This window comes from Acididesulfobacillus acetoxydans, from assembly GCF_902729405.1.
Classification (GTDB): Bacteria; Bacillota; Desulfitobacteriia; order Desulfitobacteriales; family Desulfitobacteriaceae; genus Acididesulfobacillus; species Acididesulfobacillus acetoxydans.
The window spans coordinates 4,487,131-4,501,696 of the sequence record NZ_LR746496.1 but is presented as its reverse complement, the minus strand read 5'-3'; the positions used below and the strand labels follow the sequence as shown (position 1 = coordinate 4,501,696).

Below are 14,566 nucleotides of genomic sequence, written 5' to 3'. Positions count from 1 at the left end.
AACGGGGGACGGATTAGTGACGACACAGATGCCGGTCATCTACGTGATTTCAGACGCTTTGGGTGAGACCGCGGAGTTTGTCAGCCGGGCGGCGGCTGCTCAGTTCAGCGGGGTCAGGACGCGGATCCGGCGGGTTCCGTATGTCAGAGATGAGGTCCATCTGGACGAAATACTCGAGGAAGCGGTTCATGACCAGGCTATCGTGGTTTATACCCTGGTTTTACTGGGATTGCGCAACCACCTGGAACAAAGGGCAAAAGAGATGAGCCTGCAGACGGTAGATATTTTGGGGCCGCTCATTGGGGCCATTTCCGTCCAAACGGGCCTCGATCCCAGCCACATTCCCAGTATCATTCACCGCTTGGATGAGCAATATTTCCGTAAAGTCGAAGCCATCGAATTTGCCGTGAAATATGATGACGGCAAAGATCCGCGGGGGGCTCTTTACGCCGACGTTGTCTTGATCGGGGTTTCCCGGACATCCAAAACCCCGCTCAGCATGTATCTCGCCCATAAAGGAATCAAAGCGGCGAATATTCCCTTGGTGCCCGAGGTGGCGCCTCCGGAGGAGCTTTTTACTATACCGGTGCATAAAGTCGTCGGCTTGACGCTCCGGCCCGACATGTTGAACCTGATCAGGACGGAGCGTTTGAAAACCCTGGGTCTGGGGGCCTCGGCGGACTATGCCAGCCTTGAACGCATCGTGCGGGAGTTGGAGTATGCCCGCAACGTTATGAAGAAAATCGGCTGCCGGATTATCGACGCCACTGGCAAAGCGGTCGAAGAGACTGCCAGTATGGTGTTAGATATAATGTATAGGGGGGAGAGGCGTGACTAAGTACGTTTATTTGTTCAAGGAAGGCAAGGCTTCCATGAAAGACCTCTTGGGAGGAAAAGGCGCTAATTTGGCCGAAATGACCAATATCGGCCTGCCTGTGCCGCCGGGTTTCACGATTACCACGGAAGCCTGCAATGTGTACACGCAAACGGGGGACTTTCCGGAAACGCTGGCGGAGCAAATCGAACCGGCGCTGGCGAACCTGGAATCGGCGACAGGCAAACGCTTTGGCGATGCCAAGAATCCCCTTTTGGTTTCTGTGCGCTCCGGGGCTAAGTTCTCTATGCCGGGTATGATGGATACCATTCTCAACCTCGGGCTCAACGATGAAACGGTTCTGGGGGTGGCGGAGCTCACCCACGACGAACGTTTCGCCTACGATTGCTATCGTCGTTTTGTTCAGATGTTCGGTAACGTAGTGCTCGGGGTTGAACATCATGATTTTGAAAGCGTTTTGGAGAGGGCAAAGGTAAAACAGGATGTGCGCTATGATTCCGAGCTTTCGGCCCAGAGTCTTAAATGGATGGTCACGGAATACCAGAAACTCATCCGGCACAGCACCGGCAAACCTTTTCCGCAAGATCCGAAAGTTCAGTTGAACGAAGCAATTCGGGCGGTGTTTCGCTCTTGGGATAATGACCGGGCTGTAGTTTACCGTAAGATTAACAATATTCCGGATGATATCGGCACGGCGGTGAATGTGCAGTCCATGGTTTTCGGCAATATGGGTAATGATTCCGGAACGGGCGTGGCGTTCACCCGCAACCCTTCGACCGGGGAAAAGAAACTCTACGGCGAATATTTAATGAATGCCCAGGGTGAGGATGTGGTGGCGGGGATTCGCACGCCCCAACCCATCGCCAGTCTGGCGACCGAGAATGCGAGCGTCTTCGAGCAGTTTGTCGAGATATCCACGCGTTTGGAGCAGCATTACCGGGATATGCAGGATATTGAATTCACGATTGAGCGGGGCAAGCTGTACATGCTGCAGACCCGCAACGGCAAGAGAACCGCGCCCGCCGCGATTCGGGCCGCCGTGGAGATGTGCCGGGAAGGACTTATCAGCAAAGAAGAAGCCATCCGCAGGATCGAACCGGGGCAGCTCGATCAGCTTCTGCATCGCCGCATGGACCCGGCGGCCAAGCCGGATCTTCTGGCCACGGGCTTGCCGGCTTCCCCCGGCGCGGCCTCCGGCAAGATCGTCTTTGACGCCGACCGGGCCGAAAAACTGGGCAACTCCGGGGAAAAAGTGATCTTGGTGCGCACGGAGACGACTCCGGATGACATCCACGGTATCCTGGCGGCTCAGGGGATTTTGACCAGCCGGGGCGGAATGACGAGCCACGCGGCCGTGGTGGCCCGGCACATGGGGAAACCGGCGGTCTGCGGTTGTGAAGCGCTCAGGATTGATTATGCGGAGCGCACTGTACAAATAGCCGATGAAGTTTATCCGGAAGGGACGGTCATTTCCCTGGACGGGGCCAGCGGGCGGGTCATTCGCGGACTCGTGCCCATGATCGACCCCGAACTCAGCGCCGAATTCAAGGAGATCCTGGCTTGGGCCGATGAAATTCGCCGTTTGAAAGTCCTGGCGAACGCCGACACTCCCAAAGATGCCCAGAAGGCTCGGGATTTTGGGGCCCAGGGAATTGGTTTGTGCCGGACCGAGCACATGTTTATGGACCCTGTCAGGATACCCATCGTCCAGGACATGATCCTGGCGCAAAATCTGTCAGAACGCGAGGATGCCCTGGCTAAACTTCTGCCGATGCAGGAGGAAGACTTCTACGGTATTCTTAAGGCGATGCAGGGGCTGCCGGTCATCATTCGCCTGCTGGATCCGCCGCTGCACGAATTCCTGCCCAACGCGGAAGACCTAATCGTGGAAATCACGGAGTTGAAACTGACCGCCAAGGACCCGGACGCCCTGCGTGCCAAGGAAGGCCTCCTGCGCAAAATCCGCGCCCTCTCCGAACTCAACCCCATGCTCGGCCATCGTGGCTGTCGCCTCGGGATCACGTTCCCCGAGATTTATGCCATGCAGGCGAGAGCCATTTTCCAAGCTGCCGCCCGTTTGGTCAAGGAAGGTTTTGATATTCATCCCGAAGTCATGATCCCGCTGGTCATTCACAAGAGGGAACTGGAAATGCTGCGCAAGTTGACGGAGGAGACGGCTGCTTCGGTGATGGAGGAGAGAAACGTGCGCTTTGAGTACAAGGTGGGTACGATGATCGAGGTTCCCCGCGCGGCTCTCACGGCGGACGAAATCGGAAGTGCGGCGGATTTCTTCTCCTTCGGGACAAACGACCTGACCCAAACCACCCTGGGCTTCTCTCGTGATGATGCGGAGGGCAAATTCCTTCCTGCTTATCTCGAACAGCACATTCTTGCCAACAATCCTTTTGCAGTTCTGGACCGGCCGGGAGTGGGCAAGCTCATGCAAATGGCGGTGGAGCTGGGACGGAGAGCCAATCCGCAGCTGGAGCTGGGAATCTGCGGTGAACACGGGGGAGAACCGTCTTCGATCGAGTTCTGTCACATGATCGGACTGGATTATGTTTCCTGCTCACCCTTCAGGGTGCCCATCGCGCGTTTGGCGGCGGCTCAGGCGGTGGCTAACAACAAAGAGCAGTGAACTCGTTCAGCCTAAGGCTGAACATCGAGACTTCGGTGGCGATAGTCTCCGGTGGAGACTATCGCCGTAGGCACAGAGCGTGAAATTATGCTTTTGTGCCGAAGGATGGAGTCTACCCCCACCGAAGCGGGGTACGTGGGACCCACTCCCACTTGTAGAAGTGGGAGTCTTGCGCTTTGGATCAAAATAAGGCTAAAATGATATGAGTAAAGCTCTCAAACCTTTGTGCTAAGGTTTTGAAGAACTTCTATGAAAAAATATAACAAGGGTACTGACACATAATGTTTTAGTGTCAGTACCCTATTTTGCAGGATAGCCTGAAACAGACAGAATCTCCACGATATGTAACGTCAGAAGCGTTACAATATTAGCAGAAGGAGGATGATTCACTTGGAAAAAACTACGACTGTGAATTTAAGGGTTAATCCTGACGTAAAAGGAAGGGCTAGGAAGTCCTTTCACAACTCGGTATACCTATGTCCGTAGCGATAGATATTTATCTGAAACAGATTTCAATGACCGGCGGAATACCTTTTGTGTAACGCTGCCGAAAGCACCGGTTTCTGTAAACGCCGACTTGATGACAACGGATGAAATTCATGCGAAAGTAAAGGAAGGATACAACGATATCGAAAAAGGTAACGTACAGGATGCATCTGCTGCCTTGCAGAGATTTCGGGAGACACACGCATGAAGCATTATAAGATAGAGATCACGGACAAGGCACTTTCCCATATGGCGGAGATTTATATTATAGCGCAGTGCAACTACTTGCACCTGAAGTGGCCACGGGACAGTAATAAGCCGTACCCGATCAGGGTATGACCCGGCGCGGGAGAGGGTCGTGCTTTCACAGGCGTTGCGCATCCCGGCGGGTTTTCTGTCCGGCGTTGTGATAAAATGGGATTGTCAGAGCCGGATGGAAGCAATTTTCGTAGGGGTGAGTGGCATGGAAATGATTCGCCAACGAACGGAACGGGAAGAAGAGGAGAGGCTTTCTCCCCTGGCGGCAAAAAGTGCTTTGGCTGAACGCAGGCGGCCGGAAATCGAATGCACGATCCGGACCAAATTCCAAAGGGATCGGGATAGGATCCTGCACAGCAAGCCGTTTCGGCGTCTCAAACATAAGACACAGGTCTACATCGCGCCCAGCGGCGACCACTACAGAACGCGAATGACGCACAGTCTGGAAGTCTCGCAAATTTGCCGTACCATCGGCCGTGGGTTAAGGCTGAATGAAGACTTGATCGAGGGGATTGCCCTCGGACACGACGTGGGACACACTCCCTTCGGGCACGTGGGAGAAGAGGCTTTGCGTGAAATAATCGGCCACTTCGAACATAACGAACAATCGATTCGCATCCTTACGGTTTTGGTCAACGAAGGCCGGGGGTTAAATCTGACCGAGCCCGTTCTCGACGGAATCCTCAATCACACCGGAGACGGAATTCCCCGGACTTTAGAAGGGCAGATTGTCAAGACCGGCGACCGGATCGCCTATCTTTGTCACGATTATGACGACGCCCTGCGGGCTGGCCTGCTGACGCCGATGGAGCTTCCGGAGAACGTGCGCGCCATCTTCGGGGAGACTCCCAGTCGCATGATCACGACGATGGTCGTGGATATGATTGCGGCTTCTGCCGACCGTACAGCGATCCGGCAATCTGAAACCATTGCCGGGACTATGCGGGAGTTTCGGGCTTTTATGTTCAGCCGGGTTTATAACAGTGAGCTCCTTATGGAAGAGAGGCGCAAAGGAAAATACGTCGTGCAGGCCCTCTTCGACTATTACCGGAGACACTTGGAAAAGCTGCCGCCCGGCTATTTGAGTTGGGCTGAGGAGGATGAAACCAAAGCGGTCGTCGATTATATTTCCGGATTGACAGACAATTACGCTATCGATTTGTTCCAGACAATATTCGTTCCCCGCCACTGAAGCACAGTGAACCTGCTGAACTAAAGCCGAACATCGAGACTTCAGCAGCTGAACATAGAGATTTCAGTGGCGAAAGTGCCCATTGGACACTTTCGCCCGACCCACGAGTGGATTGACCGGGCTCAAAGGCGCGTACTGTCAGTTACGTTTGTCCGGGCCTGCGCTTCACACGCCGATTAAGGCGTCAAGATCATGAGGGCGTCAGGTGGGGGAGCTGACTCTACGCCGGCAGGTGTCATACGGATGCGCTAGGGGGTCGATCCTAGTTAACTTAAGAAACCTGTGTGGTCCTGTCGAAGGCTGCATAAGGTGTGGGAAGCCGATCCGGGTGATTTCCCCGGATTTTTTCCTGAATCAGCTTTTGAGTACGCTCTTGCTGAATTTGAGAGGCTGAGTCGTATCCAGTTGGGACAGGATAGCATCTTGCTTCTGCCCATTGAGAAGGAACTGAACTGATTTCACATCGGGGAGGGACGTGAGAGAGTCTACGATACTGTAGATCGTCGCCAATTCCCCGCTCGAACCGCCTTTAAAATTACTTCGGAACTCGGGGGAGAGGTCGATCGTTGCGACACCGTTCTTGACGGAGGCACCGAGAAGTTTGGTTCCGCTCGGAAGGGGGCCAGGCCAGCCGGAAGGAGGGTTTTGCAGTTCGGCGAAAATTGCCTGAATTACGGCCCCGTCCGTCACATTGGCTTGACGTCGGAAGGGGGCCAGGCCGGCGGCATTCGGGGTGGGGAAGTAGAGAGTCAGGTCGACCTGTTTGGTGGCGGACTGAGAAGAAGGGGATTTCGGCGGCACTGCCTGGGACGGAGGGGTTCCCGTGGGTGCTGTGGTCGCCGTTTTATTGGGACTACCGGCAGAGGCGGGCGTCCGGTTGCAGGCCGTGAGGACCAAGGGGCTTAGCAAAAGGAGAAGAGCCAGAACGAAAAATACCGTTTTTCTGCGAGCCATAAAAATCCCTGCCTTTTCACGTTAATCTCTGACCATGTTTCGAACAAATTAGTAAAAGGGAAGTCGTTAGGGAGTCGTTATGGTTTCATAGGGAATTGCGGAATGGGACAGACGTGTACCGGTAGTCAATCTACAAAAAAAGAAGTTGGAACCATCCGAAAAAAAACTTTGCAAAATAGGAGGATTTAGGGAGTCTGAAGTAGAATTATACTCTTTCCGGTGAGAAGAGGCGCGCCAAAACTTTTAGGACCATCTTCCCTCCCGAGGCTTGCGGGTCAGAATTATTTCGTTTCACGGCTCTTAGGGAGGAGAAGTATCTTGCCTGACGACTCTTGCGTTCGACCCATTTGTTTTACGTCAATATATCCCGACTTGAGGAGGAGAAGCGTCCTGCCTCACGACTTTTGGGGGGGAAGCGTCTTATTCACGATCCTTGCACCGCGAGCCGTTCCGCTTCCCGGCCTCAGCGATGAGAACGGTCGGGCGTTCGTTTCGGAGAAAAGGTCAAATGGGTTGGTGACGGAAAGCCAGGGGGCTTCTTTCGCATAGTGAAAGTTGTACTTTCTAAGGCGGGAAAAGAGGATTCCGGGGATTTTTGGCGAAGAATCTAAATAGAACGAGTTGACAAATTCCCGTGATTATGGCAGGACATCCCGACTGGAACTAACGATTTAAGGGATACGGTTGAAAATCTGTGATTACGGTAAGACACGAAAGGCCGAGCAATGTGGATGCACACATTCCTGAGGAAATACTTGAAGAAATAAGAGCGCGCACAGACATTTTGGACGTTATCTCTGAATATGTTTCTTTGCAGCGGAAAGGGAAAAACTATCTGGGGCTCTGCCCTTTTCACTCCGAAAAGACACCCAGTTTTACAGTGACTCCGGATAAGCAGATATTTTACTGCTTTGGCTGCCACGTGGGGGGGGATGTTTTTGCCTTCTTAATGAAAAAGGAAGGCTGGACGTTTGTCGAAGCGGCTCAAGATTTGGCCCGCAGACAGGGAATGGTTCTTCCGGAGAGAAGCCTCTCTTCCGAGGAGCAAGAGAAACGCAAGAAAAAGAAGCGTTGGGAAGAAATCCAGGAGTTGTCGGCCAATTATTTTCATACTATGTTAATGGAGCATGAGGAAGGAGGACCCGGACGGGCCTATTTTGCCAAGCGGGGTATTGACCGCGATATGGTGGTCGCATTCCGTCTGGGATATGCGCCGAACCGTTGGAACGGCCTTTTGCAAGCCCTGAGTTTACAGGGGGTCAGTCCGAGGGAACTGGCGGATGCCGGGCTCGTCATTGAGAAAGCGCAGACCCCGGGCCAGTACTATGATCGCTTTCGCAATCGGGTTATCTTCAGTATCCTGGACAGCCGTGGATGTCCGGTAGCTTTTGGAGGCAGAGTCCTTGACGATTCCCTGCCGAAGTACCTCAATTCTCCCGAAACACCCTTCTTCAGCAAAGGGCAGAATCTCTACGGAATGAATAAGGCTGCCCAGGGAATTCGCTTTGCGGGATTCGCGCTGCTGGCCGAAGGGTATATGGACGTTCTGGCGCTCCAACAGGCCGGATTCGCCAACGCGGTCGCTTCTCTGGGGACGGCACTGACAAGGGAGCAAGCGAAACTCCTGCGCAGACACACGGGGCGGGTGGTGATCGTTTACGACTCGGATGCGGCCGGGACCCAGGCAACCCTCAGGGCTGCGGTACTTCTTGGGGAAGCGGGTTTGCGGGTGGAAGTCCTGCGTTTGACAGGTGCCAAAGATCCCGATGAGTTCCTGCACACACAAGGGTATGACGCTTTTAAGAGTAGTTTAACCCAAACTCAGACATATGTCGAGTTTAAGTATCAGATAATAACGGAGGAAATTCCACCCGAGGGCATTTTGGGCAAAGCGGAAGTGGTGGCCAAACTGGCTCCCGACATTCGCAAGACGGCCAGTCCGGTGGAGAGGGAGGGGTACGAACGATTCTTAAGCGAGCAGCTGGGACTCTCTCTGGAAGCGATACAGCGCGAGATTGCAAAAAACGGCAGGCAAGGGCCCGGCAAAGCCCAAAAACAGGAATATTCTCCCGCTGAACAGGATATTTCTGTAAAAAACAGGGATAATATCAATAGGTATGTTCTATCCGGAGAACGGTCGTCCGGGCAGTTCCCGAACCCAACCGTGGAGCCGCGGCGTTGCCGGGCTGAACGGAACATTTTGCGGCTGGTCTTGGAGGATTCTTCCCTGCTTGCCCGGGTTGAGAATGAGCTTGGTCCAAAGTTTTGTACGGTTCCCGCGCACCAGGAGATTCTCGATCTCATGCGGCAGGCGCCTGCGGGCGCCGCTTTCTCGGATGTGGGCAGGGATTTGGCCGAAGGGACCGGGAATCGGCTCGCGGGTATTATGGCGGAAAACATCGACCTGAGTAAAAGGGAAAAGTTGTTGGCGGATTGCATTCAGGTAATCCTGCAGGCCCGTGAGGAAGAGAAAGTCGAAGAGCTTCAGACGCGTATGGCGGCTTTGGAAAGATCCGGTGACATAGCCGGGGCGATGGCTTTGTTAAAAGAGATAGGAGAGCGGTTAAAACGTGGCGAACAATAAGGTGATGAGTATCCAGGAAAAAGACCCGAGGGAAGGAGGGAATCCGGTGAGTGAAGAAGAATTGAAAGTGGAAAGCGTCAGAAACCTTCTGCAAGAGGGCAAGAAAAAAGGCTCATTGACGTACCGGGAAATAATGGATTCCCTCCAGGGGATCGAACTCACCGCCGACCAAATCGACGAGATCTATGAACAATTGGGCCGGATGGGTATTGATGTTGTGCCTGAACCGCAAGAAGTAGAGGAGGAGTTGGAAGGACCGGCTAGCGATGATGTGGTAGACGTGTCGGATGAAGCGGAGGAAAACGAGGAAGAGGCGGAAGTTGACCTGTCCATTCCGGAAGGCGTGGGCATTGACGATCCGGTGCGCATGTATCTCAAAGAGATCGGGCGGGTGCCTCTGCTCAATGCCGAAGAGGAGATAGACCTGGCCAAACGCATGGAGGCGGGGGAAGAAAACGCCAAGCGACGGCTGGCCGAGGCTAATTTACGCCTGGTTGTAAGTATCGCCAAGCGCTATGTGGGCCGGGGCATGCTGTTTTTGGACTTGATCCAAGAGGGAAATCTGGGCCTGATCAAGGCCGTGGAAAAATTTGACTACACCAAGGGGTATAAATTCAGCACTTATGCCACTTGGTGGATTCGCCAGGCGATTACCCGGGCCATCGCCGACCAAGCCCGGACCATTCGTATTCCGGTGCACATGGTAGAGACGATTAATAAGCTAATCCGGGTGTCCCGCCAGCTTCTGCAGGAACTGGGCCGGGAGCCGAGCCCGGAAGAGATAGCCAAGATTATGGAGATTCCGGTGGAGCGGGTGCGGGAGATCATGAAAATCGCGCAAGAACCTGTTTCTCTGGAAACCCCGATCGGGGAAGAAGAGGACTCCCATCTCGGGGATTTCATTCCGGACGACGATTCTCCCGCTCCGTCTGAAGCAGCCTCCTTCATCTTGCTAAAAGAACAATTGGAAGAGGTTCTCGAGACCCTGACGCCGCGTGAAGAGAAGGTTCTGCGGCTGCGCTTCGGGTTGGACGACGGCCGCACCCGCACCCTCGAGGAGGTGGGGCAGGAATTCGGAGTCACCCGGGAACGGATTCGCCAGATCGAGGCCAAAGCCCTGCGCAAACTCCGCCACCCCAGCCGGAGCAAGAAACTGAAAGACTACTTGGAGTAAGGTCTGACCCGGAAAGTGAAGATTCGGTGCGCATGCGCCTGACAGCCTATTGCCGCCAAGACAGTTTATCCGACTATTTCTCAGCCGAGCCGGGGTTGCCCGCTGTCGGACTTCGCTCGGCTGAAAGGTATCGCCCGCTAAAAGCTATCGGTAGGAAGAATCGGTGGACAGCAGGCGGTGAAATCGAAAGGCTGTCGCCCTGACAAGTGCAGATGGCGCCTGCCGCCGGCCCTTACTGTGAACTGACGTGTTGTTTTGGCTGTGACGCTTCGGTACGCAAACGGTTGTTTGGCCTGTTTATTTGTACTTGCAGAAAGACGCAGACGGTCTGTGTTGTGGCGAACCTTGTCAAAAAAGTGCTTTGCTTGTGAGTATTTGAGTGTTGAGGCCTTGACTCTAGGGAGCGGATTGCGTATAATAATCGATGCGAAGGGCTTTCCTCGATAGCTCAATGGTGGAGCGACCGGCTGTTAACCGGTAGGTTGCAGGTTCGAGTCCTGCTCGGGGAGCCATTTTTGTTTGGGCCTATAGCTCAGCGGTAGAGCAGCCGGCTCATAACCGGTCGGTCCCTGGTTCGATCCCAGGTGGGCCCACCATATCAGAGGTCAGAGGGACGGACGGAGAAGCCATTATCAGAAGTCAGAGGTCAGAGGGACCGACGGGGAGGCAAACTCAGAGGACATCGGAGCGAACATCGAACATGGCCCGTTGGTCAAGCGGCCTAAGACACCGCCCTTTCACGGCGGTAACGCGGGTTCGAATCCCGCACGGGTCACCAATTCAATAGTCAAGAGGCAAAAAGTTGGATTCTGACTTCCGATATCTTACTCCTCAATTCTATCATGGGCGATTGGCTCAGTCGGGAGAGCGCATCCTTCACACGGATGAGGTCACTGGTTCGATCCCAGTATCGCCCACCAGTTATACCAAGGGTTTTAGCACTTTGTACATGCTTGAAATATGAAAGTAATGCAACGGTAATGCAATAAGTTTTCAAAAAGATATTTAACACAACTTGCGAGACCCCCGTCCTCCTATAGAATGCGCGCGGGAGAACCCCGGAATTCATTCCGAGGAAGAAAGCGCGACCCCGAAAAACCAGAATAAGAATATTTTTTCACAACCCCCGAAAAGGGGTTGCGAACAGGCCAAAAACAGCCTAAAGTAGTCCTTAGAAGCAGGGGGTAAATCCTGCCCTAAATTTATGGTAAAAAGAGGAAGCCCATCGGGGCTTCTTTTTGTGGTGCGCCACGCATGACGATTAACTTGACGGTGAAAGTCCGTTATGGGGGTATGTAGCGACCAACCATTAGCTCAAGGCAAGGGTGTCCATTGCGAGATGGAATCTGAAGGAAGCCGGCGGCAAAGTTCCGCCCCGAGGAACACGAACAATATTAGGCGCGAAATGTGGGGTAAGACTGCCATACAAGTTGAAGCCCAAAAGCTACACGGACACGTCAGCGTAAATGTTGCGGGGACATGGAATGAAAGTGAATCGTCTTACCGTGGGAGGCCTCACGGACGGGTGGAAACGGAGTAAGAAGCCCGGTTGAAACAAGATTTGTCGTGAGGAGTCAGCAGAAGCCATAGTACAGAGGTGTCCCGGACACCGACGGAAGGGCGGAACCAAAGGAGGTGTGGGTCAATGAAAGTTACCGAAAGTGGTAATTTAAAACACAGACAACTTTGCTTTAAAGACTATCTGCAAAGGTCATCTGCGGAACAGAGAGAGTATGCAGAAGTGTGCGTGCCACCCAGGATGACCAAAACCGACAACACCAACACAGACGAGCAGACAGAGAAACTGCTAGAGGAAATTCTCAGCGCCGAGAACCTTAATCGAGCCTACTACAGAGTGAAGGGGAACAAAGGCGCGGGTGGAATCGACGGTATGCAGGTGGACGAACTTCTACCCTACCTGAAAGGACACAAGGATGAACTTTTGCAAGCCCTCTGGGACGGGAAATACCGTCCGAAACCCGTACGGAGGGTAGAAATACCCAAAGAGAACGGGAAAATGAGAAAGCTGGGAATCCCTACCGTCGTGGACAGACTGATCCAACAGGCCATAACCCAGGTCCTTTCGCCAATCTTCGAAAGGCAATTCTCAGACAACAGCTATGGGTTCCGACCTCAACGAAGCGCTCACGACGCGCTAAGAGCAGGTCAAAGGCATATCACAGAAGGCTTTGTCTACGTCGTGGACATGGACTTGGAGAAATACTTTGACACGGTCAACCAAAGCAAACTCATCCAAATCCTCTCAGACACCATCAAAGATGGACGAGTCATATCCCTAATCCATAAATTCCTCAGAGCAGGGATTATGGTGGACGGACTATTTGAAGAAAGTCCGGAAGGCGTACCCCAAGGGGGGCCCCTTAGTCCCTTACTTGGAAACGTCATGCTAAACGTTTGTGACCACGAGCTAGAAAAGCGTGGGCATCGCTTCGTACGCTACGCGGATGACATGATGATTTTCTGCAAAAGCGAGAAAGCGGCCCGGCGAACGCTAGACCATATTGTTCCTTATATCGAAGGGAAACTATTCCTCAGAGTCAATAAGGAGAAAACAAGCGTGGCACACGTGAGGAAAGTCAAGTATCTGGGATACGGCTTCTACATCCACAAAGGAAGAGGACGACTGAGAATCCACCCGAAAAGCATCCTGAAGCTAAAGGACAAGATCCGGAAAGTCACCGGACGGAGCAACGGGATGGGAATCGAGGAGAGAAAGGCAAAACTCAATTACATCATCCGAGGATGGACCAATTACTTTAAACTGGCAGACGCCAAAGCGTTACTCGGAAAGATGGACGAATGGCTACGAAGTCGAATTCGGATGGTCACATGGAAACGATGGAAGAGAGTACGCACACGATACGCGAACTTGCAGAAGCTTGGCATCAAGAAGGAGCAAGCATGGATGTGGGCAAACACAAGAAAGGGCTATTGGCGAGTAGCCCATAGCCACATTTTGACAATGTCCTTATCCAACAAACGCATCGAACGCGCAGGATACCCCAGTTTTAGTCAATGCTACTCTGCCAAATAACGTGTAAACTTTGGAGGCGCCGTATACCGAACGGTACGTACGGTGCTGTGGGAGGTCGGCTGGCCAATTAATGACCAGCCTCCTACCCGATTGCGCAAAAGCAGGAGGTGATTAGCAAACCGTAAGAAAAACGGACAATTCCCCATATGTCCCAGGAACTGAATCGAAGGGAAGTCGTTGCATTAGGCAGCGGCTTTTCTTGTTGCTGAGAGAGGGGGTGAAAACATGGCAGAAACCACCAAACAAGTCATCACGATCAAACTGAAACTGTACGCCCCCACGAAAGCCAAGCAGGACATGTACCAGACCCTGGCTAACCGGACCACCGACTTTGCGAATCGGTATCTCGGAGTAGAGAAGCCCATGCGTCCGAAAACATCAGCAGACGCAAAACCATATTCCGAACCCCTGCCGTCCGTTGTCTTGTGTCAAGCCATCCGAGACATCGAAGCCAAGAAGAAAGCCAAAGAGTTCAAGCGGCTGTGGCCGGGCTTCAACAACCAGAACTTCCGGGTCGAGAAAGAGACGATGCAGGACGGCGGAGCCGCCTGGAAAGTCTCCTTTCCCACACTGGAAAAGCGGGTGGGTGTGCCCATCCAGGTAGAGAAGTACCAAGTCAAATACCTGGAACTCCTGCTTGCCGGGGGAGCCAAACAGGGCACAGCTCAACTCGTCAAGTGCGGCAAGCAGTGGTACACCCACCTCTCCATCACAGTCTGGCTTGACAAGGACGAGAGGGAGAAGAAGCCAGCGAAGTACATGGGAATCGACCTGGGACTCATCGAACTGGCCGTCGCAAGCATCCTCGGGTGTACCTTGTTTTTCAGCGGGGCAGAACTCGCCTACATCCGGCGGCATTACGCGAAGTTGCGCAGGAAACTCCAGAAGAAAGGGGCACATAGAGCACTCAAGAAACTGGGAAACAAAGAATACCGCTGGATCACGGCCATGAACCACAGGATCAGCCACAGGATAGTCGAGTTTGCTAAAGTACACGGAGTCACCGTCATCCGCATGGAAGACTTGCGGGGTACCCGCTGGACAAAAAGCCAACGCAAAGAACGGAGACGGGATGCGGGGCGCAGTCTGCACAGCTGGGCCTTCTTTCAACTCCGGGAATTCGTCGGGTACAAAGCAAAACTCGCGGGAATAGCCATGGAACTTGTCAATCCAGAACTGACCAGTCTCACATGCAGCCGGTGCGGAGAAGTAAGAACGAGTCGCCCGGCAGGGCGATGGTACACGTGCCCACGCTGTGGGAAAATCAAGCACATTGACACGAATGCCGCCGACAACATTGCCCAGGCGATCAGCGGACTGAGCGAAGAGAAGCAAGTGAGACTCACCCAGAAGAAGCGGAAGAAGCAAGCCGCGTAACTTAGCAGTCTGG

At 53.4% G+C, this 14,566-nt stretch carries 9 protein-coding genes and 4 tRNA genes; 12 read left to right on the top strand and 1 reads right to left on the bottom strand.

What is annotated here, in order from left to right; genetic code table 11:
* Nucleotides 1–16 precede the first annotated feature (16 nt).
* The 4 genes from MNU25_RS19955 (at nt 17) to MNU25_RS19940 (ending at nt 5,409) form a co-directional block, all read left to right on the top strand.
* On the top strand, nt 17–838 hold the full coding sequence (locus tag MNU25_RS19955) for a pyruvate, water dikinase regulatory protein (RefSeq protein WP_240986654.1): 822 nt from the start codon (nt 17–19) through the stop codon (nt 836–838).
* On the top strand, nt 831–3,473 hold the full coding sequence (gene ppdK, locus MNU25_RS19950) for a pyruvate, phosphate dikinase (RefSeq protein ID WP_261486494.1): 2,643 nt from the start codon (nt 831–833) through the stop codon (nt 3,471–3,473). Before MNU25_RS19955 ends, ppdK begins: the two co-directional genes overlap by 8 nt.
* 690 nt (nt 3,474–4,163) lie before the next feature.
* The gene (locus MNU25_RS20250) at nt 4,164–4,298 is read left to right on the top strand and encodes a hypothetical protein (protein WP_261486496.1); all 135 of its coding nucleotides are present in this window, start codon (nt 4,164–4,166) and stop codon (nt 4,296–4,298) included.
* 124 nt (nt 4,299–4,422) lie between these two features.
* Nucleotides 4,423–5,409 carry a deoxyguanosinetriphosphate triphosphohydrolase gene (locus MNU25_RS19940; protein ID WP_240986653.1) on the top strand — a complete coding sequence of 329 codons (987 nt, stop codon included), beginning with the start codon at nt 4,423–4,425 and terminating at the stop codon, nt 5,407–5,409.
* A 354-nt stretch (nt 5,410–5,763) separates the two neighbouring features.
* Here MNU25_RS19940 and MNU25_RS19935 read toward each other — a convergent pair whose 3' ends face one another.
* Nucleotides 5,764–6,363, bottom strand: a complete 600-nt coding sequence (locus tag MNU25_RS19935; protein WP_240986652.1) for a GerMN domain-containing protein — start codon at nt 6,361–6,363, stop codon at nt 5,764–5,766.
* A 694-nt stretch (nt 6,364–7,057) separates the two neighbouring features.
* Here MNU25_RS19935 and dnaG point away from each other — a divergent pair.
* The 8 genes from dnaG (at nt 7,058) to MNU25_RS19895 (ending at nt 14,553) form a co-directional block, all read left to right on the top strand.
* The gene (dnaG, locus tag MNU25_RS19930) at nt 7,058–8,947 is read left to right on the top strand and encodes a DNA primase (protein ID WP_240986651.1); all 1,890 of its coding nucleotides are present in this window, start codon (nt 7,058–7,060) and stop codon (nt 8,945–8,947) included.
* Nucleotides 8,934–10,121: an RNA polymerase sigma factor RpoD gene (gene rpoD, locus MNU25_RS19925; RefSeq protein WP_240986650.1), complete on the top strand. Its 1,188-nt coding sequence runs from the start codon at nt 8,934–8,936 to the stop codon at nt 10,119–10,121. The genes dnaG and rpoD overlap by 14 nt, the downstream gene beginning before the upstream one ends.
* A gap of 437 nt (nt 10,122–10,558) precedes the next feature.
* A tRNA-Asn gene (locus MNU25_RS19920) sits at nt 10,559–10,633 on the top strand.
* Between the two features lie 9 nt (nt 10,634–10,642).
* Nucleotides 10,643–10,717 (top strand) — tRNA-Ile (locus tag MNU25_RS19915).
* A 106-nt stretch (nt 10,718–10,823) separates the two neighbouring features.
* Nucleotides 10,824–10,899: transfer RNA gene (locus tag MNU25_RS19910), tRNA-Glu, on the top strand.
* 66 nt (nt 10,900–10,965) lie between these two features.
* Nucleotides 10,966–11,041 (top strand) — tRNA-Val (locus MNU25_RS19905).
* Between the two features lie 725 nt (nt 11,042–11,766).
* Nucleotides 11,767–13,176 carry a group II intron reverse transcriptase/maturase gene (ltrA, locus tag MNU25_RS19900; protein ID WP_240986649.1) on the top strand — a complete coding sequence of 470 codons (1,410 nt, stop codon included), beginning with the start codon at nt 11,767–11,769 and terminating at the stop codon, nt 13,174–13,176.
* Between the two features lie 225 nt (nt 13,177–13,401).
* Nucleotides 13,402–14,553: a transposase gene (locus tag MNU25_RS19895; protein WP_240986648.1), complete on the top strand. Its 1,152-nt coding sequence runs from the start codon at nt 13,402–13,404 to the stop codon at nt 14,551–14,553.
* Nucleotides 14,554–14,566 lie beyond the last annotated feature (13 nt).

Bases quoted from the DNA above. Each gene is read 5' to 3' on its own strand.
- MNU25_RS19940 (WP_240986653.1), top strand. From the start codon at position 4,423: ATGGAAATGATTCGCCAACGAACGGAACGGGAAGAAGAGGAGAGGCTT.
- MNU25_RS20250 (WP_261486496.1), top strand. From the start codon at position 4,164: ATGAAGCATTATAAGATAGAGATCACGGACAAGGCACTTTCCCATATG.
- MNU25_RS19895 (WP_240986648.1), top strand. From the start codon at position 13,402: ATGGCAGAAACCACCAAACAAGTCATCACGATCAAACTGAAACTGTAC.
- MNU25_RS19935 (WP_240986652.1), bottom strand. From the start codon at position 6,363: ATGGCTCGCAGAAAAACGGTATTTTTCGTTCTGGCTCTTCTCCTTTTG.
- ltrA (WP_240986649.1), top strand. From the start codon at position 11,767: ATGAAAGTTACCGAAAGTGGTAATTTAAAACACAGACAACTTTGCTTT.